General features: G+C 63.6%; 16 protein-coding genes and 2 pseudogenes. 6 read left to right on the top strand and 12 right to left on the bottom strand.

Features of this window, described 5'->3' with window-relative positions; translation table 11 throughout:
• Positions 1-3: 3 nt before the first annotated feature.
• Both PF66_RS34025 and PF66_RS24370 read right to left on the bottom strand, forming a co-directional pair.
• Positions 4-768 (bottom strand): annotated as a pseudogene (locus tag PF66_RS34025) (PAS domain-containing protein); the annotation flags it as partial.
• Positions 769-1,055: 287 nt separating this feature from the next.
• On the bottom strand, positions 1,056-1,892 hold the full coding sequence (locus PF66_RS24370; RefSeq protein WP_054064046.1) for a CvfB family protein: 837 nt from the start codon (positions 1,890-1,892) through the stop codon (positions 1,056-1,058).
• Positions 1,893-2,109: 217 nt separating this feature from the next.
• On the opposite strand from PF66_RS24370, the gene PF66_RS24365 reads away from it, so the two are divergent.
• On the top strand, positions 2,110-2,970 hold the full coding sequence (locus PF66_RS24365; protein ID WP_054064045.1) for a DUF6279 family lipoprotein: 861 nt from the start codon (positions 2,110-2,112) through the stop codon (positions 2,968-2,970).
• Positions 2,971-2,988: 18 nt separating this feature from the next.
• Here PF66_RS24365 and PF66_RS24360 read toward each other — a convergent pair whose 3' ends face one another.
• Together PF66_RS24360 and PF66_RS24355 are read right to left on the bottom strand one after the other, a co-directional pair.
• Positions 2,989-3,381 (bottom strand): hypothetical protein, encoded by a 393-nt coding sequence (locus PF66_RS24360; RefSeq protein WP_054058311.1) that lies wholly within the window; start codon positions 3,379-3,381, stop codon positions 2,989-2,991.
• Between the two features lie 108 nt (positions 3,382-3,489).
• Complete coding sequence (locus PF66_RS24355) at positions 3,490-4,836, bottom strand: DEAD/DEAH box helicase (protein WP_054064044.1); 1,347 nt, start codon at positions 4,834-4,836, stop codon at positions 3,490-3,492.
• A gap of 196 nt (positions 4,837-5,032) precedes the next feature.
• Between PF66_RS24355 and PF66_RS24350 the strand changes: the two genes are divergently transcribed.
• Positions 5,033-6,331 carry a mechanosensitive ion channel family protein gene (locus tag PF66_RS24350; protein WP_054058313.1) on the top strand — a complete coding sequence of 433 codons (1,299 nt, stop codon included), beginning with the start codon at positions 5,033-5,035 and terminating at the stop codon, positions 6,329-6,331.
• A gap of 111 nt (positions 6,332-6,442) precedes the next feature.
• Here the strand turns inward: PF66_RS24350 and PF66_RS24345 are convergent, their stop codons facing one another.
• The 4 genes from PF66_RS24345 to PF66_RS24330 all read right to left on the bottom strand — a co-directional run bounded on the left by PF66_RS24345 (position 6,443) and on the right by PF66_RS24330 (position 9,815).
• Positions 6,443-7,261 (bottom strand): HDOD domain-containing protein, encoded by an 819-nt coding sequence (locus PF66_RS24345; protein ID WP_054058314.1) that lies wholly within the window; start codon positions 7,259-7,261, stop codon positions 6,443-6,445.
• 248 nt (positions 7,262-7,509) lie between these two features.
• Positions 7,510-8,385, bottom strand: a complete 876-nt coding sequence (locus tag PF66_RS24340) for a carboxylate/amino acid/amine transporter (protein ID WP_054064043.1) — start codon at positions 8,383-8,385, stop codon at positions 7,510-7,512.
• Between the two features lie 368 nt (positions 8,386-8,753).
• Positions 8,754-9,353 carry an FMN-dependent NADH-azoreductase gene (locus PF66_RS24335; protein ID WP_054058316.1) on the bottom strand — a complete coding sequence of 200 codons (600 nt, stop codon included), beginning with the start codon at positions 9,351-9,353 and terminating at the stop codon, positions 8,754-8,756.
• A 147-nt stretch (positions 9,354-9,500) separates the two neighbouring features.
• Positions 9,501-9,815 (bottom strand): hypothetical protein, encoded by a 315-nt coding sequence (locus tag PF66_RS24330; protein WP_054058317.1) that lies wholly within the window; start codon positions 9,813-9,815, stop codon positions 9,501-9,503.
• Between the two features lie 49 nt (positions 9,816-9,864).
• Between PF66_RS24330 and PF66_RS24325 the strand changes: the two genes are divergently transcribed.
• The 4 genes and pseudogenes from PF66_RS24325 to PF66_RS24310 all read left to right on the top strand — a co-directional run bounded on the left by PF66_RS24325 (position 9,865) and on the right by PF66_RS24310 (position 14,093).
• Complete coding sequence (locus PF66_RS24325; protein WP_054064042.1) at positions 9,865-10,788, top strand: LysR family transcriptional regulator; 924 nt, start codon at positions 9,865-9,867, stop codon at positions 10,786-10,788.
• Positions 10,789-10,802: 14 nt separating this feature from the next.
• Complete coding sequence (locus tag PF66_RS24320; protein ID WP_054058318.1) at positions 10,803-11,606, top strand: alpha/beta fold hydrolase; 804 nt, start codon at positions 10,803-10,805, stop codon at positions 11,604-11,606.
• Positions 11,607-11,609: 3 nt separating this feature from the next.
• A complete protein-coding gene (locus PF66_RS24315) occupies positions 11,610-12,176 on the top strand; it encodes a peptidylprolyl isomerase (protein ID WP_054064041.1) in 567 nt (188 codons plus the stop codon).
• An 84-nt stretch (positions 12,177-12,260) separates the two neighbouring features.
• Positions 12,261-14,093 (top strand): annotated as a pseudogene (locus tag PF66_RS24310) (ABC transporter ATP-binding protein).
• 15 nt (positions 14,094-14,108) lie between these two features.
• On the opposite strand, the gene PF66_RS24305 reads toward PF66_RS24310, so the two are convergent.
• The 4 genes from PF66_RS24305 to hrpA form a co-directional block, all read right to left on the bottom strand.
• The gene (locus PF66_RS24305) at positions 14,109-15,233 is read right to left on the bottom strand and encodes a GNAT family N-acetyltransferase (RefSeq protein ID WP_054058321.1); all 1,125 of its coding nucleotides are present in this window, start codon (positions 15,231-15,233) and stop codon (positions 14,109-14,111) included.
• A 381-nt stretch (positions 15,234-15,614) separates the two neighbouring features.
• Positions 15,615-16,982: an OprD family porin gene (locus tag PF66_RS24300; RefSeq protein WP_054058322.1), complete on the bottom strand. Its 1,368-nt coding sequence runs from the start codon at positions 16,980-16,982 to the stop codon at positions 15,615-15,617.
• A 284-nt stretch (positions 16,983-17,266) separates the two neighbouring features.
• A complete protein-coding gene (locus tag PF66_RS24295; RefSeq protein WP_054064040.1) occupies positions 17,267-18,388 on the bottom strand; it encodes a beta-ketoacyl-ACP synthase III in 1,122 nt (373 codons plus the stop codon).
• A 200-nt stretch (positions 18,389-18,588) separates the two neighbouring features.
• On the bottom strand, positions 18,589-22,500 hold the full coding sequence (gene hrpA, locus PF66_RS24290) for an ATP-dependent RNA helicase HrpA (protein ID WP_054058324.1): 3,912 nt from the start codon (positions 22,498-22,500) through the stop codon (positions 18,589-18,591).
• Positions 22,501-22,505: the final 5 nt, after the last annotated feature.

Genomic DNA, 22,505 nt, shown 5'->3' with positions numbered 1-22,505 from the left:
GTCGGTCACCACGTTGGCGAACTTGACCACCTTGTAGAGCTGGCCCTGGGCGTCGTGCACCGGGTTGTAGGTGGCCTCCAGCCACACGTCCCGTCCCTGGCTGTCGAGACGCTTGAAGCGATCGGCGACATACTCCCCGCGGTTGAGCCGGGCCCAGAATGCCTGGTACTGGCTGGAATTGGCCTCTTCGGTCGAACAGAACATGCGGTGGTGCTTGCCGACGATCTGCGCCAGGGAGTAGCCCATGGCCCGCAGGAACTGATCGTTGGCGGTGATGACCTCGCCATCGAGGGTGAACTCGATCACCGCCGTGGAGCGCAACAGCGCCTGGATGAACGCCTCGTTCTCCTTCATGGTTTCGACCGTATGCGTGACATCGCGGGCGAAGCACTGGATATGCAGCAGATCACCCTTCTCGCTTTTCACCGGCTGCCAACTGCCATGCAGCCAGGCCAGGCTGCCATCAGCCCGCAGGAACCGGTAGTTGTCGCTGACCGACACACCCTTGGCCACCGCGGCCTGCAGGTTATGAAAGCAAGGCAGGTTCTTGACGTAGGCCGGGACGAAATTATCCAACGGGCGATTCCTCATTTGCTCGTCCTTGTAGCCCAACAGGTCGAGGAAACGCTGATTGAAGTCGATGACGCGAAACTGCGGATCGAGCACCACTGAAATCATTTCAGCCGTCATGCCGTGGAACAACTGCTTCAGCTCGAAAAGCTCTTCTTCTTTGCTCTCTAGAATCTTCTTCAGATTAGAATTGAACATGACTGCAAGAATCCCTTTTTGCCTCGCTATTCCAAGGCTATCGGTTCCTTCAGGCAATCACTGATGACCATCCGTCGCCTGGAAACCGGCGCCGCAGATTGCTTGAAAAACCGACAGCCCCCCGTCACCGCCCCACACAGTTCAGGCGGGGTAACGAGAAACATAGCCGAGATCGGGAAGACTTGCTGGAAGAGAATAAAAGTGGACTTTCTCGGGGAAAATCCCACGCTTGCGCGTGAACCCCGCCAAGGCCTCGGCAGCTTCACCGGGGCCTTGGCGGCAACGGTTCAGCTCAGTTCGATGCGATCGGCATGAATGACGATCTGGCCCTGCTTGTACAGCGCGCCGATGGCTTTCTTGAAATTGCCCTTGCTGACCCCGAACAGGTCGCTGATCAGCGCCGGGTCGCTCTTGTCGCTGACCGGCAGCACGCCGTTGCTTTCACGCAGCTTGGCAAGGATCTTCGCATTCAGGCTGCCGGCGGCCTCTTCACCGACCGGTTGCAGGCTCAGGCTGATCTTGCCGTCGGCACGGATCTGCTTGATGTAGCCCTTTTCCCGTTTGCCGGACCGCAGGAACTTGAACACCTCGTTCTTGTGGATCAGGCCCCAGTGCCTGTTATTGATGATGGCCTTGTAGCCCATGTCGGTGGTTTCGACCACCAGCAGATCGACTTCCTGGCCGACCTTGTAGTTGGCCGGGGTCTTGTCCAGGTAGCGGTCCAGCCGCGCGGTGGCGGTGATGCGACGGGTGTGCTTGTCGAGATAGACGTGCACCACGCAGTAGTCGCCGGCATTCAACTGGCGCTTTTCCTCGGAGTACGGCAGCAGCAGGTCCTTGGGCAGGCCCCAGTCGAGGAACACGCCGATGCTGTTGACCTCCTTGACCTTGAGGCTGGCGAACTCGCCGACCTGGACTTTCGGCGTCTCGGTGGTGGCGATCAGCTTGTCGTCGCTGTCCAGGTAGATGAAGACATTCAGCCAGTCCTCGTCCTCACTGGGAACGTCCTTGGGGATATAGCGATTGGGCAGAAGAATCTCGCCATCCTGCGCACCATCCAGGTACAAGCCGAAGTTAGTGTGCTTGACCACTTGCAAGCTGTTGTAGCGCCCGATTAAAGCCATTTCCGATACCCTCATTGCGTGGCGGGCATTCTACCCGAGTTTGCCCGCGGCTGTTTCACGCCCTGCACGGCAGGCTGTGGGAACCGGCGGTTCATCCGCGAACCGGCTCACACCTTGCCCACACCCCGGGAGCCTGCCGCAAGGCCATGCATCTTTGCATTGAACCGCCGGGCCATACGGTGTTCTATGGGGAGAACGCCCCAGCAAGGATTCGCTCATGCCGTGCCGTCGCGCCCTACTGCTCTGCTGCCTGCTCCTGAGTCTGGCAATCGCCGCCTGTACCCGGATCGGCCTGGCCTATCGCAACCTCGATGTGATCATTCCCTGGACCCTCGGCGACTACATCGAGATGCATCGCGAGCAGAAAGGCTGGCTTAACGAGCGCCTCAGGGAGCATCTGCAATGGCACTGCACCACCCAGTTGCCCGACTACCTGCACTGGCTGGACCGCGTGCAGGCAATGATCGAGAACGGCCAGGTCGATGACGCCCACTTGCAGGCGCGCACCGTCGAGGCCCGGACGGCGATCGCCCAGGTGGCCCGGGAGATCACCCCATCGGCCGTCGAGCTGCTCAGGGGCCTGGACGATCGGCAAGTCGCGGAGATGAACGAAGCCTTCGCCAAGGAGCAGCGTGAGCGCCAGGCCGAATATGTCGCGCCGCCGCTGGAGGAACAGATCCGCGATCGCGGCGAACGGATGAGCAAGCGCCTGAAGGCCTGGATCGGCCCCTTGAGCCTGAGCCAGCAGCAGCGGGTCATCGCCTGGTCGACGGCGCTCGGCGAGCAGAACCGTCTGTGGATCGCCAACCGGGCCTACTGGCAGGCGCAACTGAGCGAGGCGGTCGCCGAACGCCGCAATGCCGAGTTCGAGCAGAGGATCGCGCAACTGCTGCAGCATCAGGACAGTCTGTGGACGGCGGAGTATCGCCAGGCCTACGAGCGCACCGAGCGGGCGACCCGCAGCCTGATAGTCGATCTGGTGGCCGAGAGCAGCCCGACCCAGCGGCAGTTGCTGCTCAAGCGGATCGCCGATCTGCGGCGGGACTTCAGCGAGTTGAAGTGCCTGAAGGAGGGTTGAGCACCCTCCCCAAAGGCCTCAGGCAATCTGCGCCTTGGACGCCAGCTCGTCGAACACCCGCGGATCCAGCGCATCCTGCTGCTCATCCAGCACCAGCCGTGGATGGTCATTGCCGGGAATGCTGCTGTCGATCAGGCTCAGCAGGCTAGATCCCCTTGGCGTGAGGACAAAGTTCTCACCATTGCCCCCCTCCTCTTCCGGCCGCGGCGCGATGAAACCGTTCCTGAGCAGCACCCGCTCGTAATCGGCAGCCAGGGCCTTGAGCTCATCGAGATTGCCCGGCGGCTCACCCGCAGCCGCCTGGGCCGTGGCGTGTTGCTCGGCATAGGCCCGTGGCGCGAAGTTGTGGCCGGCACTGTTCTGCACTTCATGGAGCAGACGTTCGATCAGTTCCCAGTTGTAAGTCGTCATCCTGATGCAACCTCCCACTGTTGAAAGGAAAAATCTCCCTTGTCAGTAGTGGACAGGCGACAACCGTGGCCGTTCAGCCAGCCCTGGCCTCCCGCCGATGACCGGCGCCTACTCGCCGGTCGAGGCCTGTGGCTTGCGGCGCTTGAGTGGCGCCATGCCGTCCTGGCTGACCAGCGCCGGCGCATCGCTTTTCGGCCGGTTGGCAGTCTTGCGCCGGGTCGGTGTCTTGGCCGACGACTTCTTCTTGTCACCCTTGGCGTCGGTCTTTTTCTTCTTGGTGCCGGCGGCCTTGCCCGACGCCTTGACCTTCTTCGGCCCGCTGTAGGTGCCCTTGACCTCCTTGATGGTGCGGCGCTCGAAGTTCTGCTTGAGGTAGCGCTCGATGCTCGACATCAGGTTCCAGTCGTTGTGGCAGATCAGCGAGATCGCCAGGCCGTCGTTGCCGGCACGCCCGGTACGGCCGATGCGGTGCACATACTCGTCGCCGCTGCGCGGCATGTCGAAGTTGATCACCAGGTCCAGGCCATCCACGTCCAGGCCGCGGGCGGCGACGTCGGTGGCAACGAGGATCTTCACCGCGCCCTGCTTGAGGCGGTCGATGGCCAGCTTGCGGTCCTTCTGGTCCTTCTCGCCGTGCAGCACGAACGCCTTGTAGTGCTGGGCGACCAGACGGCCGTAGATACGGTCGGCCATGGCCCGGGTGTTGGTGAAGATGATCGCCTTCTCGTAGGTCTCGTTGGCCAGCAGCCAGTTGACGATCTGTTCCTTGTGGTGGTCGTGGTCGGCGGTGATGATCTGCTGGCGGGTGTTCTCGCTCAATTGGCTGACGGCATTGAGCTGCAGGTGCTCGGGGGTGTTCAGCACCTTGCCGATCATCTCGCGCAGGCCGGAACCGCCGGTGGTGGCGGAGAACAGCAGGGTCTGCTGGCGCTTGGCGCACTCGTCGACCAGGCGCTGCACGTCGTCGGCGAAGCCCATGTCGAGCATGCGATCAGCTTCGTCGAGCACCAGCACCTCGACTTCCTTGAGGTCCAGGTTGCCGGCGTTCAGGTGCTCGATCAGGCGCCCCGGGGTACCGATCAGGATATCCGGCACCTTGCGCAGCATCGCAGCCTGCACCTTGAAGTCTTCGCCGCCGGTGATCAGGCCGGACTTGATGAAGGTGAACTGCGAGAAGCGCTCGACTTCCTTGAGGGTCTGCTGGGCCAGCTCGCGGGTTGGCAGCAGGATCAGGGTCTTGATGCTGACCCGGATCTTCGCCGGGCCGATCAGGCGGTTGAGGATCGGCAACACGAACGCGGCGGTCTTGCCGCTGCCGGTTTGCGCCGTCACCCGCAGGTCACGCCCTTCGAGCGCGAGCGGAATGGCCGCGGCCTGCACCGGGGTAGGCTCGACAAAGTTAAGCTCGGCCACGGCTTTGAGCAGGCGTTCGTGCAGGGCGAATTGGGAAAACACGGGGGCTGACCTCGAAGAAATGCAAAATATCAGCTGCATAGGTTAACGGTTTCCAGCGCCAAGGCCGAGTTTCTTTGCACAACCCCCGATAAACAGTGACGTTTTTGTGAACGGACGTGTCTTCAACGGTCATCTTCACCCGGTTAAATGCTCTAATCCCTCTCGGCCATTTCCTGCAGAAGAATCCTCATCCCTCATGGATATGAAAAAGCTCTGGATCGGCGCCCAGGACCTCTGGGGCGCCCTCGATCAACATCCCCTGCTGCACACCGGGCTGGCCCTGGCGTTGCTGCTGCTCGTCGCGCTGGTGCTCGGTCGGCTGGCGCGCTACCTGATCCTGCACGCCACCCGCCTACTGGGCCGGCAACCGGCGATGCACTGGCTCAACGACCTGCGCCAGAACAAGGTGTTCCACCGCCTGGCGCAGATGACCCCGTCGCTGGTGATCCAGTTCGGCCTGTACCTGGTACCGAACCTGGGCAAGACCGGCCTGCTGTTCCTCGGCAACCTGGCGCTGGCGGTGACCATCCTGTTCCAGATGCTGGTGCTGAGCGCCCTGCTCAACGCCCTGCTGGACATCTACGCGCGTACCGAACACGCCCGCACCCGCTCGATCAAGGGCTACGTGCAGTTGGCGAAGATGGTGCTGTTCGTGCTCGGCGCCATCGTCATCGTCGCCACCCTGATCGACCGCTCGCCGCTGTTGCTGCTGTCAGGTCTGGGTGCCATGTCGGCAGTGATCCTGCTGGTCTATAAGGACACCCTGCTGTCGTTCGTCGCCAGCGTGCAACTGACCAGCAACGACATGCTGCGGGTCGGCGACTGGATCGAGATGCCCCAGGTCGGGGCCGACGGCGACGTGGTCGACATCACCCTGCACACGGTCAAGGTGCAGAACTTCGACAAGACCATCGTCTCGATCCCGACCTGGCGGCTGATGTCCGAGTCGTTCCGCAACTGGCGTGGCATGCAGCAGTCCGGTGGGCGGCGGATCAAGCGCAGCCTGTTCATCGACGCCAGCGGCATCCGCTTCCTGCATGACGACGAGGAACAGCGCCTGGGCCAGGTGCGCCTGCTCACCGACTACATCGGCCGCAAGCAGGCCGAGCTGAAAACCTGGAACGAGGCCCAGGGCAACGTCGCCGCCATGTCGGCCAACCGCCGGCGCATGACCAACCTCGGCACCTTCCGTGCCTATGCCCTGGCGTACATCAGGAACCACCCGGAAATCCAGCAGAACATGACCTGCATGGTCCGCCAGATGCAGACCACGGCCCAGGGCGTGCCGCTGGAGATCTACTGCTTCACCCGCACCACCGTGTGGGCCGACTACGAGCGGATCCAGGGGGATATCTTCGACTACCTGCTGGCGGTGTTGCCGGAGTTCGGCCTGAGCCTGTACCAGCAGCCGAGTGGCGGCGACTTGCGGGCGGGGATGTTGCCGGCGCTGCTGGGGGCCAGCCATGTGCCGGAGCCGCAGAGCCGGGCCCTGTAGGAGCCGGCTTGCTGGCGATGGCGTCCCACCGGGACGCCAAGGTGCCCCCTCGGCAGCGGGCATAGACGAACGCTCTACGTGAAACAGAGCGCTCGGCGCAATGATCACCTGTCAGGCAAGGAAATCGGCAAAGGCCTTGTCCTGTTCCAGCACCAGGGGCAGCTTGTCGAACAGCGCGTCGAGGTCGACGCCGTCGAACAACGGGCCGCCCAGGGCGTTGCGCGCCTCGGCATTCGGCCCGCCGTGCTGTTCCAGGGCATCGCAGATTTCCATGGCCTGGGCGGTGACCCGTGCGTAGGGCTGGCCCTCGGGGGCCAGGTGCGGCTGGGCCTGGTAGCGGATGGCCGACTGGAGGGTCAGCGGCAGGTTCCAGCGCTTGCCCAACTCCGCGCCGACTTCCGGGTAGCCGAAGCCCAACTGCTGGGTTTCGCTGGCGGCACGACTGGTGGTGCCACTGGCACCCTTGATGCGCGCGGCGTAGTCCGGGGCGCCGGTCTGGATCAGCAGCTCGCCGATGTCGTGCATGACCCCGCAGGTGAACGCCACTTCAGCATCGAGCCCGGCCTGGCGGGCCAGCAGCCGGCTGACGCTGGCGACCTGGAAGCTACGCCCCCAGAAGACCTTGAGGTCGAAGCCCGGCGCCGACTTGAACGCCCCGGTCACGGCCGAAGCCAGGACCAGGGTGCGCAGCACGTTGAAGCCCAGGCGCATCGCGGCGTCTTCGATGCTGGCCGACTCGCGGGCACCCTTGAAGCGCGCCGAGTTCGCCAGGCGCAGCACCTTGGCGGCAATGACCGGGTCGCGCTCGATGTTGCGCGCGACCTTTTCCAGGCTTTCATGGGGGTTGTCGAATTGCTGGACCAGTTCCAGGGCGACTTGGGGAATGCTGGGAAGGCTATGCAACTCCGCAAACAGCGTCTCGATATCCATGGCAAGGGTCTCTTCGTCCGGTGGAGACTCTTTACGATAGGCAATTTTTCGCCGTCTGCACGTCGCCTTCGAATACCGCCGCAAAGCCGAAAAAAAGGGTTCCCATCAGCAGATTCGGCAGCCCTGGGCGGTGACAGGCCATGGGAAACCATGCGCCTGCTGAAGTTTTGAAATAGTTTTTCCTTCCCTGGGCCGAATCCTGGATCGGGTTCGATGGCAGTTATAGCAGATTGCCAGCAAGTCGATTCCTACAAGGAGCGTTGCAGGCTGGCAGGCCGACGCACGCCCAGGCGGCTGATCCAGACGGCGGCCAGGATGACGCCGCCGCCCACGAACAGGCGCAGCAGGTCTTCCTGCAGGTTCCAGATCAGCAGGTTCATCAGCAGGCCCACCGGCACGTGCAGGTTGTTCATCACCGCCAGGGTGCCACCGTTGACCAGGCAGGCGCCCTTGTTCCACCAGTACATGCCCAGCGCGGTACTGATCACGCCGAGGAAGCCCAGTACCAGCCACTGCGGGGTACCGTCCGGCAGATAGCGGGCCTTGCCGAACAGCAGGAAGGCCGGCAACGCCACCGCCAGGGCACCGAGGAAGAAGTAGCCGAAATGCCGATAGTGCGGCTGGTCGCTGGGGTGGCGCGCCACCAGGTGCTTGTACATGACCTGGCCGGCGGCATAGGTGAAGTTGGCCAGTTGCAGCAGCACGAAGCCCATGAAGAAGTCCGGGTTGATCCGGTCGTAGCGAATCACCGCCGCACCGCTGACCGCCACCAGGGCCGCGACCAGCGCCCAGGGGTTGAAGCGCCGGTTGAGCGCGTCTTCGATCAGGGTCACGTGCAACGGGGTGAGAATGGTGAACAGCAGGACCTCCGGCACGGTCAGTACGCGGAAGCTCAGGTACAGGCAGACGTAGGTGATGCCGAACTGCAGGGCGCCGATCAGCAGCATGCCACGCATGAAGGCCGGCGGCACCTGGCGCCAGCGGGTCAGCGGGATGAAGATCAGCCCGGCCAGCACCACCCGTACCAGCACCGCGAAGTAGCTGTCGACATGGCCGGCGAGGTATTCGCCGATCAGGTTGAAGGAAAACGCCTGGATCAGCGTGACGATAAGCAGGTAACCCATAAATGCCCCATAGATGTGGTGACCAAGCCCGATTCTTGTAGGAGCAGGGCTTGCCCGCGAAGGGGCCCCTGAGGCCGCTAGAAGCTTCGCGGGCAAGCCCGGCTCCTACAGGATCGGGGCGCCTTCGAGCAAGTCGTGCCATTGCTGAAAGGATCGGGAATGTCGCCCCCAAAGAATGGCCGCGACCTTAACGGCTTTTGCGCCACGCGGCCATAAAAAAACCCGATCGGGCAGCGGGGCCGGATCGGGTTACATGCACTTAGGAGCAACCAGTGCAAAGGGAGGTTCGATGCGCAAACAACATGAAGGGGCTGTTTGATGAACTTGCAGACAGTTAACCCCTTCGCGATTAGCTGAAGATTAAGACCTCAGGCAATCTGGGCCAGACGGGCTTTCGCCTGGTTCAGGCCCTTCTCGTGGAGGTCGCCGCCCATGTTCAGGCCTTCGGCATGGATGAAGTCCACGTCATGGATGCCGATGAAGGCCAGCACCTGGCGCAGGTAGGGTTCCTGATGATCGTGGGTGCCACCGGCATACAGCCCGCCACGGGCGGTCAGCACGTAGGCTTGCTTGCCGGTCAGCAGGCCCTGAGGGCCGGTTTCGGTGTACTTGAAGGTCACGCCGGCACGCAGCACGTGGTCCAGCCAGGCCTTGAGGGTGCTGGGGATGGCGAAGTTGTACATCGGCGCGGCCAGCACCAGCACGTCGGCGGCCAGCAGTTCGTCGGTCAGTTCGTTGGAGCGCTCCAGCGACGCCTGTTCTATCGCATTGCGCTGTTCCTGCGGCTTCATCCAGCCACCCAGCAGGTTGATGTCCAGATGCGGCACCGGGTTCTGCGCCAGGTCCCGTACAGTGATTTCGTCGGCGGGATGCGCGGCTTTCCACTGGCTGATGAATTGCTGGGTCAGTTGACGGGAAACCGAGTCTTGCTGGCGGGCGCTGCTTTCGATGATCAGTACGCGGGACATGGGAAGTGCTCCATCGGTGAAGGCGTTAAGTCGATGGAGCAAAGATTAAACAGGACTATATCGATTAAAAAGCGGAAAAATCTGCTTCAATCTATCTATAAATTTGTTAATAGAAAGCGCATGCTTGTCGGTAACCCGCCCGTGCTTTCATTTCGCCGTGCAGCTGAGGTTCATTCGCAGCCGGATGATCTTGCGGTTGAACTTGGCGGTGACGTTCACGGTTTTCCCGGCCGATACCTCCACCTGGCGGGTCTTCGGCGCCTCGGGACCGTTGATGAAGACCACCTTGCACACCGCATCGGTCTTGCCGTAGTTGTTCAACTGGAGGGAGCCGATGTCCTGGTCGGTGTCATGGGCCGTGTAGTCGATGCTCAGGCCATTGAGCTGTTTCTCGACATCGATCGGGTAGGCAAGGGCACTGACCGGCAGCAGGGCCAGCAATACGCAACAGAACTTTCTCATTCGACGGTCTCCAATGTGGACCGCCAGCTTAGGACAAGAGGAACCCAACTTGAAAGCGCCCCGCGTGACCCTCGATCAATGGCGAACGTTGCAGGCCGTGGTCGATCACGGAGGCTTCGCCCAGGCGGCCGAAGCCCTGCACCGCTCGCAGTCGTCCGTCAGCTACACCGTGGCCCGCATGCAGGATCAGCTCGGCGTGCCGCTGCTGCGCATCGACGGTCGCAAGGCGGTGCTGACCGAAGCCGGCGAGGTGCTGTTGCGGCGCTCGCGGCAACTGGTCAAGCAGGCCAGCCAGCTCGAGGACCTGGCGCACCACATGGAGCAGGGTTGGGAGGCCGAGGTTCGCCTGGTAGTCGACGCCGCCTACCCCAACGCCCGGCTGGTGCGGGCGCTGACCGCGTTCATGCCGCAGAGCCGCGGTTGCCGGGTGCGTCTGCGCGAGGAGGTGCTGTCCGGGGTCGAGGAGGTGCTGCTTGAAGGCGTCGCCGACCTGGCCATCAGCAGCTTCAATATCCCCGGCTACCTGGGTACCGAAATGAGCGCGGTGGAGTTCGTTGCCGTCGCCCATCCGGAACACGCCCTGCACCGCCTGCAACGGCAACTGACCTTCCAGGACCTGGAAAGCCAGCTGCAGGTGGTGATCCGCGACTCCGGGCGCCAGCAGCCACGGGACGTCGGCTGGCTCGGCGCCGAACAGCGCTGGACCGTCGGCAGCCTGGCCACCGCCGCCACCTTCGTCGGCAATGGCCTGGGCTTCGCCTGGCTGCCGCGCCACCTGATCGAGCGGGAAATCCGCGAAGGGCTGCTCAAGCAACTACCCTTGGATCAGGGCGGCAGCCGCCACCCGACGTTCTTCCTGTACTCGAACAAGGACAAACCCCTGGGGCCGGCCACGCAGATTCTCGTCGAGCTGCTGCGCACTTTCGACACCGCGCCGCTGGACGCACCGTTCGCCGCGCCCCTGCAAGCCTGACAGGACGTTGACCGATGGCCTATTTCGAACACGACGGTTGCCTGCTGCACTACGAAGAACATGGCCAGGGTACTCCGGTGCTGCTGGTCCACGGCCTGGGCTCCAGCGGCCAGGACTGGGAACTGCAGGTGCCGGTACTGGCCGAGCACTACCGGGTGATCGTCGTCGACATCCGTGGCCACGGCCGCTCCGACAAGCCGCGCCAGCGCTACAGCATCGCCGGCTTCACCGCCGACGTGGTGGCGTTGATCGAGCACCTGGAGCTGGGCCCGACACACCTGGTGGGCCTGTCGATGGGCGGCATGATCGGTTTCCAGCTGGCGGTCGACCGCCCCCGGCTGCTGCGCAGCCTGTGCGTGGTCAACAGCGCCCCGGAGGTCAAGGTACGCAGCGCCAACGACTACTGGCAGTGGGCCAAGCGCTGGAGCCTGGCGCGCCTGCTGAGCCTCAACAGCATCGGCAGGGCCCTCGGCTCCATGCTGTTCCCCAAGCCGGAACAGGCCGAACTGCGCCGCAAGATGACCGAGCGCTGGGCCAGCAATGACAAGCGCGCCTATCTCGCCAGCTTCGACGCCATCGTCGGTTGGGGCGTGCAGGAACGACTGTCGGCGATTACCTGTCCAACCCTGATCGTCAGCGCCGACCGGGACTACACGCCGGTCTCGCTCAAGCAAAGCTATGTCAAACTTATTCCCGATGCCCGACTGGTAGTCATCGCCGACTCCCGTCACGCTACCCCACTGGACCAACCCCAGGTCTTCAACCGGACCCTGCTCGAGTTTCTGAGCGCAGTCGAAACCACCACCCAGGATCACTGAACCATGCTGAAAAAAATCGCCCTGTTCACCGGCTCCGTCCTGTTCGCCGCCAACCTGATGGCCGCCACCGAGGCGACCAAGGCGCCTCACGTGCAACTGGTGACCACCAACGGCACCATCGAAATCGAACTGGACCCGGTCAAGGCGCCGATCAGTACCAAGAACTTCCTGTCCTATGTGGACAGCGGTTTCTACAACAACACCATCTTCCACCGGGTGATTCCGGGCTTCATGGCCCAGGGCGGCGGTTTCACCGCGCAGATGGTGCAGAAACCGACCCAGGCGCCGATCCGCAACGAAGCCAGCAACGGCCTGCACAACGTGCGTGGCACCCTGGCGATGGCGCGGACCTCGGACCCGAACTCGGCCACCAGCCAGTTCTTCATCAACGTCAAGGACAATGACTTCCTCGACCCGGGCCGCGACGCCGGCTACGCGGTGTTCGGCAAGGTGGTCAAGGGCATGGAGGTGGTCGACATCATCGTCAACTCGCCGACCGCCAACAAGCAGGGCATGTCCGACGTGCCGGTGGACCCGGTGTACATCAAGTCGGCCAAGCGCATCGACTAACGGCAGCAGCCGGCCGCGGGCAGGAAGCCCCGGCCGGCGCGGCTTCACCTCCAAGGAGAGCCCGATCGACGGGCATCAGACCCCATGCTCTATCGTCGCTTTGAACAACTGATCGACATCTTCCGCGACGCTCCCACCGCCGCGCCTCCGAACAAGGTCCTGCCCTTCTACCTGTATTACCTGCGCCAGGTCTGGCCGAGCTTCGTCGCCCTGCTGATCGTTGGGCTGTTCGCCGCCCTGATCGAAGTGGCCCTGTTCAGCTACCTGAGCCGGATCATCGACCTGGCCCAGGGCACGCCCAATACCGAGTTCTTCTCGGTGCACGGCGGCGAGCTGCTGTGGATGCTGGTGGTCGCGCTGGTGCTGCGGCCGATCTTCTTCGGCCTGCACGACCTGCTGGTGCACCAGACCATCAGCCCGGGCATGACCAGCCTGATCCGCTGGCAGAACCACAGCTACGTGCTGCGCCAGAGCCTGAATTTCTTCCAGAACGATTTCGCCGGGCGCATCGCCCAGCGCATCATGCAGACCGGCAACTCGCTGCGCGACTCCGCCGTGCAGGCGGTCGATGCGCTGTGGCACGTGCTGATCTACGTGATCAGTGCGCTGGTGCTGTTCGTCGAAGCCGACTGGCGCCTGATGATCCCGCTGCTGCTGTGGCTCGCCGGCTACTGCGGTGCGCTCTACTACTTCGTGCCGCGGGTCAAGCAGCGCTCGGTGGAGTCCTCCGACGCGCGCTCCAAGCTGATGGGGCGGATCGTCGACGGCTACACCAACATCACCACCCTGAAGCTGTTCGCCCACACCCATTTCGAGCAGCAGTACGCCCGCGAGGCGCTGGTGGAGCAGACCGAGAAGACCCAACTGGCATCACGGGTGGTCACCAGCATGGACGTCGCCATCACCAGCATGAACGGCCTGCTGATCGTCACCACCACCGGCCTGGCGCTGTGGCTGTGGACGCAGTCGCTGGTGTCGGTCGGCGCCATCGCCCTGACCACCGGCCTGGTGATCCGGATCGTCAACATGTCCGGCTGGATCATGTGGGTGGTCAACGGCATCTTCGAGAACATCGGCATGGTCCAGGACGGCCTGCAGACCATCGCCCAGCCCATCACCGTCACCGACCGCGAACAGGCGCCACGCCTGGCGGTGAGCCGTGGCGAGGTGCGTTTCGAACATGTCGATTTCCACTACGGCAAGCGCAGCGGAGTGATCTCGGACCTCAACCTGACCATTCGCCCGGGCGAGAAGATCGGCCTGATCGGCCCTTCCGGGGCCGGCAAGTCGACCCTGGTCAACCTGCTGCTGCGCCTGTATGACCTACAGGGCGGGCGCATCCTGGTGGACGGCCAGGACATCGCCCAGGTCGCCTAGGAAAGCCTGCGCGAGCACATCGGCATGATTACCCAGGACACCTCGCTGCTGCACCGCTCGATTCGCGACAACCTGCTCTACGGCAGGCCGGATGCCAGCGATGCGCAACTCTACGAGGCGGTGCTCAAGGCCCGGGCCGACGAGTTCATTCCACTGCTCTCGGATGCCGAGGGGCGAACCGGCTTCGATGCCCATGTCGGCGAGCGCGGGGTGAAACTCTCCGGCGGCCAGCGCCAGCGCATCGCCATTGCCCGGGTACTGCTCAAGAACGCGCCGATCCTGATCATGGACGAAGCGACCTCGGCGCTGGACTCGGAAGTGGAAGCGGCGATCCAGGAAAGCCTGGAAACACTGATGGAAGGCAAGACGGTGATCGCCATCGCCCACCGCCTGTCGACCATCGCCCGCATGGACCGCCTGGTGGTACTGGAGCATGGGCGCATTGCCGAAACCGGCAGCCATGCCGAGCTCTTGGCGCGCGGCGGCCTGTATGCGCGCCTGTGGCAGCACCAGACTGGTGGCTTTGTCGGGATCGACTGAGCGTGCCCTCGAGGGTCAGGCCTGCCGGTAAGGCAGCGCCGCCCTCGCCTGCTCGGCATATTCCAGGATGCCGACCCGCTCCCGTTCGAGGAAATCCGCCACCGCCGCCTTGAGGCCGGGGTGGCGCAGGTAGTGCCAGGAGTGGGTGATCACCGGTTCGAAGCCGCGAATCAGCTTGTGCTCGCCCTGGGCTCCGGCATCGAAGCGTTTCAGGCCCTGGGCGATGGCGTAGTCCATGCCCTGGTAGAAACAGGTCTCGAAGTGCAGGCGGTCGAACTCCGCCAGGCAACCCCAGTAGCGCCCGTAGAAGCTGTCGCCGCCGATCAGGCTGAAGGCCATGGCCACCGGCCGCCCGCCCTGATGGGCCATGACCACCCGGATCGCCTCCGGCATGCGTTCGGCCAGCAGGCTGAAGAACGCCCGCGTCAGGTATGGCGCCTGGCGCCGCACCGCGTAGGTGTTGGCGTAGCAGGCGTAGACGAAGTCCCATTGCGCCTGCGTCAACGCCCTGCCCTCCAGCCACTCGAACTCGAAACCCTGGGCCAACACCTGCTCGCGTTCCTTGCGCATCTGCTTGCGTTTGCGTGAGCTCAAGGCGTCGAGGAAATCCTGAAAATCCCGGTAGTCGCGGTTCTGCCAGTGGTACTGACAACCCAGGCGCTGCAGCCAGCCCGGTTGCCCGGCCAGGGCGGCATCGGCCAGGGCGTCGGTGAAGTTGATGTGAGCGCTGGACAGTTCCTCGATCTCCAGATAGCCCGGCAACGCCGACAGCAACTCGACACCGTCCTCGGCGCTGGCCGCCAGCAGCCGTGGGCCGCCGACCGGGCTGAACGGCACGGCGGTGAGCAGCTTGGGGTAGTAGGCGATACCGGCACGCTGGCAGGCGTCGGCCCAGGCATGGTCGAACACGTACTCGCCGTAGGAGTGCCACTTGCGATAGCTGGGCAACGCGGCGATCAGCCGCCCCTGCTCGATATGCAGCAGATGCTCCGGCTGCCAGCCGGAACGCTCGCCGAGGCTGCCGCTGTCCTCCAGGGCGCTGAGGAAGGCGTGACGCAGGAAGGGTTGCCCCGACGGCACCAGCGCATCCCAATCCTCGGGCGCGATCTCGGCAAGGCTTTGCAGGCGTTGTAGCGGCATCGATATCCCCAGGGCAGGTGCATTCGCCGGGGCAGTATCGCGCAGGGAGAGGAGATTAAAAACTATTTCATTGGACTGGGGACGGGGGTGGGAACACCATGGTGCAACGAGTTCAGACAGACGTTGCAGAGATGATTTGCGGATGATGGGCTAACGGGACTTGTAGCGATTGTGGGGGGCCTCTTCGCGGGTAAGCCCTGCTCCTACAGGGCAGCGCCGTGTGCAGGACTCGTGCAAGACGCGACTCTGTAGGAGCAGGGCTTGTCGGGGCGCCGAACCGCCGCGAAGACGTCCGTAATGACAGCGCAAAAGGCAAAAAAACGCCCCGCCGGCAGTGTGCCGAGCAGGGCGTGAAGTGAAAAAGAGCTTACACAACAGTGCTTACAGCAGTGGAATCGAGTAGCTGACGATCAGGCGGTTTTCGTCCTGGGTGCTGGAAGCCACGGCCGAGTTGGTACGCCACATGGCGTTTTTCCAGGCAAAGCCCAGGTTCTTGAAGGTGCCTTGCGGGATCACGTAGGCCAGGCTGATGTCACGCTCCCACTCGCTCTGGTCACCCGCGGCGTTCTGGATGTTGTCGCCGTGCAGGTAGGTCACGCCGGCGGTCAGGCCAGGTACGCCAACCTTGGCGAAGTCATAGGCGTAGCGAGCCTGCCAGGTACGCTCGCCGGCACGGGCGAACTTCTGGATCTGGGCGTCGGTGATGGTGCTGTTGGACGAACCGTCACCCTGGTTCAGCCAAGGGAAGTCGCTGTCACCCTTGGTGTACTGGTAGCCGGCACCGAAGGTATGACCTTCGATCGAGTACAGGGCCAGGTAGCTGTACAGGTCGTTGTCGACCTTGCCCTTGGTACGGCTGTTGGCTGGCTTGTCATCGTAGTAGCCCGTGGTGAAGTAGGCGCTGGTATCACCATTGGCACCGTTGTCACGGCTGCGGTAGTAGCGCAGGTCGCTCTTGAGTACGCCAGGGCCGATTGCCCAGTTGTGCACCAGACCCAGGAAGTTCTGCGAGTAGAAGTCCTTCAGCTCGCCGTGGTAGAACGAAGCGGTCAGGTCCTTGGTGATCTTGTAGTCGGCACCACCGTAGTAGAACTTGTTGCTGCGACGGCCGCTCGAGGTCGGGCTGTTGGCACCGGCGAGGGACAGGCCTTCGTCGTTGCTGGAGTTACGGCCCTTGGCCGCTTCCACCTGGCCAGCGACCAGGGTCAGGTCCTTGATTTCGTTCGACTTCAGCTCGCCACCGGTGAAGGTCTGCGGCAGCAGGCGACCGTCGTTGTACTTGATGACCGGGTTGTTCGGCATCAGGGTACCGACTTTCAGTTCGGTCTGCGAAACGCGCACCTTGCCAGTCACGCCCAGGCTGCCGAAATCGTTGACGGCCTTGGCGTTCTTGCCATCGGTGGATTCGGCCGGGAACATGGTGGTGCCGTAGGAAGTGGTGGTGGCGCCGTTGGTGCCACGACCGGAATCCAGGCGAATACCTTCCAGAGCGATCACATCCAGACCGAAACCGACGGTGCCCTGGGTGTAGCCGGAGTTGAAACGCAGGTCGAAGCCCTGGCCCCATTCCGACACCAGGCTCTGGGCCGGCTTGCCGCTGCGGTTGTCGGTGTTGATGTAGTAGTTACGCAGACCCAGGGTCGACGTAGCACCTTCGATGAAACCTTTGGCGTCAGCCTGGCTCTCGGCAAATGCTTGTTGGGACAAAACCCCTACGGCCACTGCCAGGGCCAAGGTGCACTTGTTCATTGTTTCGCTCCTCTGGATTCAAACGCTTCGGGTCTTTTTTGCGACGTCCGCTGTCATCGTGCGGGGGCACGGCTGTTGCCGGGGACTGACCCGCTTTGTTGGGAGGGAATCTTGGCGTGGGGTTATTTCAGGACCGTTGCCTTTATATAAAGCTTTTATGACAGCGGAACTTTTTCGAGCCGACAGAAAAAAGCGCAAAGTCCCGGTTTACGGGGCTTTGCGCTTTCAGTAGTGGCTTTTTGAGACTATCGCGACGCTGTCTTTTTCCACATGCCGCCGCTCGATCAGCGCTTGCGCAGAATCACGCTGCCGATCGAATAGCCGGCACCGAACGAACTGAGCACTGCCAGGGAACCGGCCGCCAGATCGTCCTGGTTCTTGTGGAACGAGATCACGGAACCGGCCGAACTGGTGTTGGCGTAGGTGTCGAGGATCACCGGGGCTTCCTCTGCGGTGGCGTCGCGACCCAGCAGTTTCTTGACGATCAGATGGTTCATGCTGAGGTTGGCCTGGTGCAGCCAGAAACGCTTCACGTCGCCGACATTCAGCTGGTTCTCCTGCAAGTGCTCGCTGATCAGTTCCGCCACCATCGGGCAGACATCCCGGAACACCTTGCGCCCTTCCTGGACGAACAGCTTGTCGCGGGCGTCGATCCCCTCTTCTCCCGCGCGGTTGAGGAAGCCGAAGTTGTTGCGGATGTTGTTGGAGAACTGGGTCAGCAGCTTGGTGCTGACGATATCGAACTGGTGGGCCGAGGTGGCCAGGTCCGCCCGTTCGATGATCACCGCCGTCGCCGCATCGCCGAAGATGAAGTGGCTGTCGCGGTCGCGGAAGTTCAGGTGGCCGGTGCAGATCTCCGGGTTGACCATCAGGATCGCCCGGGCCTGGCCCAGTTGCACGCTGTTGCAGGCGTTCTGGATGCCGAAGGTCGCCGAGGAACAGGCGACGTTCATGTCGAAACCGAACCCCTGGATACCGAGGGCTTCCTGGACCTCGATGGCAATCGCCGGATAGGCGCGCTGCAGGTTGGAGCAGGCGACGATCACCCCGTCGATGTCCGCGGCGGTCCTGCCGGCCCGTTGCAGGGCCTGTTCGGCGGCGGCCACGGACATCTGGCAGAGGATCGACCACTCGTCATTGCTGCGCTCGGGCAGGCGCGGCTTCATGCGCCGCGGATCGAGAATGCCGTCCTTGTCCATGACGAAGCGGCTCTTGATGCCCGAGGCCTTTTCGATGAAGGCGGCGCTGGACTCGGTCAAGGCCTGAACCTCGCCGCGCTCGATGGCCGCCGCATTTTCTTCATTGAACTGTTGTACATACGTATTGAAAGAGTGCACCAGCTCTTCGTTGGAAATGCTGTTGGCCGGGGTGTACAGGCCGGTGCCGCTGATGACGACGTTATGCACGGTCGTTCCTCTATGTTCTGTTCAGGCAGAAGGCATTGGTACAGTCGTACCAACATGTAAAAAGGCCAACCCCTGACAACGGGGATGACGCCGGGTGGTTTTCTTGCGGCTCAATCGCTGAACCGGGCATTTATCCGCGAAGTGTGCCATAAACACGGGAGTTTGGCCCATTGTGAAGATCAATGGGCCTTTACCCATGGTCAGGCTTCCACTTGACTCCACTGCTTGTTCAGGCGCTTGTCCGAGATCGGTGCCCGGGTCCCCAACTGCTGGGCGAAGAGCGAGACCCGGTACTCCTCCAGCCACCAGCGATATAGTTCCAGTTGCGGGTCGCGCTTGCCTTCCTGGGCATGCTTGGCCGCGCGGGCCTGGTACTGGCTCCACAGGCCGCCCAGCTCGGTACTCCAGACCCGATCCTTCTGCACCTGGGCCGGCAGCTTCTCCAGGCGCAACTCGATCGCCTTGAGATAGCGCGGCAATTCCTTCAGCCAGAGCCCCGGCGTTTCCCGGACGAACCCGGCGTAGACCAGGTGGCTCAGTTGCTGCTTGATATCGTTGAGCGCCACCGCCTGGGCCAGGTCGATCTTGCCCTTGAAGCGCTTCTGCAGGCCGTGCCAGAGCTTGAGGATCTCCAGGGTCAGGCGTGCCAGGCGCTCGGCATGCTCGGTCCAGTGGCCGCGCTTGCGCTCGGCCAGGGACGCCAGGCCGGCACCGTCGCGGGGCAGCGGGTCTTCACCGTCGAGGATGCAACTGTCGAGGCTGGCCAACAGGATGTCTTCCACCAGCGCTTCGACACGACCCAGCTCGCGATACAGCAGGCCCAGCTCGGTCAGGCCCGGCAGCTTGCCGCGCAGGAACTTCGCCGACTCGGCCAGTTGCTGCAGCAACAGCCGCTGCAACGCCCGACGATGCTGGAACTCGGCTTCGGCCGGGGTGGAGAAGCGCCCTTCCTTGACCGTACCCGCCTCTTCCACCAGTGCCGGATAGACCGTCATCGACAGGCCGGCGATCTTCTGCTGGGTGGTCTCGGCGACAGCGGCGAAACCCTTGGCTTCCACCGGCTGCTGGCTTTTCGCGGTTTGCGGCACGGCCAGCGCCGCCTGGCTGGCCTGGGCGAAGCGCGCGGTCAGTTCCGCCAGGTCACGGCCTTCGCCGAGGAACTTGCCCTGGGCGTCGACCACTTCGAGGTTCATCTTCAGGTGGCTTTCCACCTGCTGCGCCGCTTCGGCCCAGGCCTCGTCGCTGACCCGCGCGCCCGTCATGCGCAGCAGCTCACGCCCCAGCGCCTGGGGCAGCGAACCCTCGGCGAAGTCGATGCGTTGCAGCGCCGCCTTGACGAAGTCCGGCACCGGCACGAAGTTCTTGCGCAGGGCCTTGGGCAGGTTGCGTACCAGGGCGATGCACTTGGCCTCGATCAGGCCCGGCACCAGCCACTCCAGGCGCTCGGCGGGCAGCATCGGCAACAGCGGCGCCGGCACGCGCAGGGTCACACCGTCGCGGGGGTGGTTGGGTTCGAAGTGATAGCTCAGCGCCAGGGTCAGATCGCCCAGATGCAGGGTGTCCGGGTACTGCGCGGCGGTGACTTCACTGGCCTCGCGGGCCAGCACGTCTTCTTCGCGCATGATCAGCAGTTGCGGATTCTTCTGGCTGTGGACACGGTACCAGCTGTCGAAGGTCGCGGTCTGGTGGATCTCCGCCGGCAGGCGCGCGTCGTAGAAGGCGAACAGGGTTTCCTCGTCGGCGAGGATGTCGCGTCGACGGGCCTTGGCCTCCAGTTCATCGAGCTGTTCGAGCAGGCGGGTGTTGGCGCCCAGACACTTGGCCCTGGACTGGATTTCGCCGCGCACCAGCGCCTCGCGGATGAACAGTTCGCGCGAAACCACCGGGTCGACCGGGCCGAAATGCACCGGCCGCCGGCCGACCACGATCAGGCCGAACAGGGTGATCTGCTCGAAGGCCACTACCTGGCCGCGCTTCTTCTCCCAGTGGGGTTCGAAGTGGTTCTTCTTGATCAGGTGCCCGGCCAGCGGCTCGATCCAGTCCGGCTCGATCTTGGCGACCATGCGCGCATAGAGCTTGGTGGTTTCCACCAGTTCGGCGGTCATCAGCCACTGCGGCCGCTTGCGGCCCAGGCCCGAGGACGGGTGGACCCAGAAGCGCCGCTGGCGCGCGCCGAGGTAGTCGCCTTCCTCGGTCTTCTGGCCGATCTGGCTCAACAGGCCGGACAGCACCGCCTTGTGCAGCTTGGGATAGTCGGCCGGTTCCTTGTTGATCGCCAGTTGCAGGTCGCGGCAGATCAGCGCCAGCTGTCGGTGGGAGTCACGCCATTCGCGCATGCGCAGGTAATTGAGGAAGTTCTTCCGGCACCAGTTGCGCAAGGCACTCGCCCCGAGGGCCTGGCGCTGCTCCTCGAAACCGCGCCAGACGTTGATCAGCCCGGCGAAGTCCGAATCGGCGTCCTTCCACTGCGCGTGGGCCTGGTCGGCGGCCTGCTGGCGCTCGGGCGGGCGCTCGCGCGGGTCCTGCACCGACATGGCGCTGGCGACGATCAGCACTTCCTGCAGGCTGCCGAGTTTGGCTGCCTCCAGCAGCATGCGGCCCATGCGCGGGTCCACCGGCAGGCGCGCCAACTGGCGGCCGAGCGGGGTCAGCTGGTTGTCGCGGGTAACCGCCGAGAGTTCCTGCAGCAGGTTGAAGCCGTCGCTGATGGCCTTGCCGTCCGGCGGCTCGATGAACGGGAACGCGGTGATCTCGCCCAGGCGCAGGTGCAGCATCTGCAGGATCACCGCCGCCAGGTTGGTGCGCAGGATTTCCGGATCGGTGAACTCCGGCCGGCCGTTGAAATCCTCTTCGCTGTACAGGCGCACGCAGATCCCCGGTTCGACGCGCCCGCAACGACCCTTGCGCTGGTTGGCGCTGGCCTGGGAGATCGCCTCGACCGGCAGGCGCTGGACCTTGGCGCGGTAGCTGTAGCGGCTGATACGCGCGGTGCCGCTGTCGATCACGTAGCGGATGCCCGGTACGGTCAGCGAGGTTTCCGCGACGTTGGTCGCCAGCACGACCCGACGCCCCGCGTGGGACTGGAAGATCCGCTGCTGCTCGGCCGGTGTCAGCCGCGCGTATAAAGGAAGAATCTCGGTGTGCTTGAGCTGGGCCTTGCGCAGCATCTCGGCGGCATCGCGGATCTCGCGTTCGCCGGGCAAAAACACCAGCACGTCGCCGGGGCTCTTGCGCTCATGGCGCTCATGGGCGGCGATCTCGTCGAGGGTGGCGAGGATCGCCTGATCGACGGTGAGGTCGTCCTCGACCCGGTTGCCTTCCTCGTCCTGCTCGGAAGTCATCGGCCGGTACCAGGTCTCCACCGGGAAGGTGCGCCCCGACACCTCGACGATCGGTGCATCGTTGAAGTGCTTCGAAAAACGCTCCAGGTCGATGGTCGCCGAGGTGATGATCACCTTGAGATCCGGGCGCCGCGGCAGCAGGGTCTTGAGGTAGCCGAGCAGGAAGTCGATGTTCAGGCTGCGCTCGTGGGCTTCGTCGACGATGATCGTGTCGTAGCGTTCGAGGTAGCGATCGTTCTGGGTTTCCGCCAGCAGGATACCGTCGGTCATCAGCTTGACCAGGGTGTTGGAATCGCTCTGGTCCTCGAACCGCACCTGGTAGCCGACCAGGCTGCCCAGCGGTGTCGCCAGTTCCTCGGCGACCCGGCTCGCCACGCTGCGCGCAGCGATACGCCGCGGCTGGGTATGACCGATCAGGCCATGCTGGCCGCGGCCGATTTCCAGGCAGATCTTCGGCAACTGGGTGGTCTTGCCCGAGCCGGTCTCGCCGGCGATGACCAGTACCTGGTGCTTGAGCAGCGCCGCCTTGATCTCGTCGCGCTTGGCGGCGATGGGCAGGCTGTCGTCGTAGCGAATCGTCGGCACGCTCTGGCGCCGCGCCGTGACCAGGGCGCAGGAAGCCTGCATTCTCTCGACCCACTGAGCCAGCCTGGCTTCATCGGGTTTCTTGCGCAGGTCGAGCAACTGCCGCCGCAGGCGGTGGCGGTCGGCGATCATGGCAAGGTCGAGGTTTTTCAGCAGTTGGTCGATAGTGGGCGATTCGTCGGTCATCGGCT

This window comes from Pseudomonas asplenii, assembly GCF_001293465.1.
Taxonomy (GTDB): domain Bacteria; phylum Pseudomonadota; class Gammaproteobacteria; order Pseudomonadales; family Pseudomonadaceae; genus Aquipseudomonas; species Aquipseudomonas fuscovaginae_B.
Note: the sequence above shows the minus strand (reverse complement) of the source record. Positions and strands in the feature narration are given on the sequence as shown.

What these genes read in the sequence shown, in the direction of transcription:
- PF66_RS24370 (WP_054064046.1), bottom strand. Translation starts at nt 1,892, where the DNA reads ATGGCTTTAATCGGGCGCTACAACAGCTTGCAAGTGGTCAAGCACACT.
- PF66_RS24365 (WP_054064045.1), top strand. Translation starts at nt 2,110, where the DNA reads ATGCCGTGCCGTCGCGCCCTACTGCTCTGCTGCCTGCTCCTGAGTCTG.
- PF66_RS24360 (WP_054058311.1), bottom strand. Translation starts at nt 3,381, where the DNA reads ATGACGACTTACAACTGGGAACTGATCGAACGTCTGCTCCATGAAGTG.
- PF66_RS24350 (WP_054058313.1), top strand. Translation starts at nt 5,033, where the DNA reads ATGGATATGAAAAAGCTCTGGATCGGCGCCCAGGACCTCTGGGGCGCC.
- PF66_RS24345 (WP_054058314.1), bottom strand. Translation starts at nt 7,261, where the DNA reads ATGGATATCGAGACGCTGTTTGCGGAGTTGCATAGCCTTCCCAGCATT.
- PF66_RS24340 (WP_054064043.1), bottom strand. Translation starts at nt 8,385, where the DNA reads ATGGGTTACCTGCTTATCGTCACGCTGATCCAGGCGTTTTCCTTCAAC.
- PF66_RS24335 (WP_054058316.1), bottom strand. Translation starts at nt 9,353, where the DNA reads ATGTCCCGCGTACTGATCATCGAAAGCAGCGCCCGCCAGCAAGACTCG.
- PF66_RS24330 (WP_054058317.1), bottom strand. Translation starts at nt 9,815, where the DNA reads ATGAGAAAGTTCTGTTGCGTATTGCTGGCCCTGCTGCCGGTCAGTGCC.
- PF66_RS24320 (WP_054058318.1), top strand. Translation starts at nt 10,803, where the DNA reads ATGGCCTATTTCGAACACGACGGTTGCCTGCTGCACTACGAAGAACAT.
- PF66_RS24315 (WP_054064041.1), top strand. Translation starts at nt 11,610, where the DNA reads ATGCTGAAAAAAATCGCCCTGTTCACCGGCTCCGTCCTGTTCGCCGCC.
- PF66_RS24305 (WP_054058321.1), bottom strand. Translation starts at nt 15,233, where the DNA reads ATGCCGCTACAACGCCTGCAAAGCCTTGCCGAGATCGCGCCCGAGGAT.
- PF66_RS24300 (WP_054058322.1), bottom strand. Translation starts at nt 16,982, where the DNA reads ATGAACAAGTGCACCTTGGCCCTGGCAGTGGCCGTAGGGGTTTTGTCC.
- hrpA (WP_054058324.1), bottom strand. Translation starts at nt 22,500, where the DNA reads ATGACCGACGAATCGCCCACTATCGACCAACTGCTGAAAAACCTCGAC.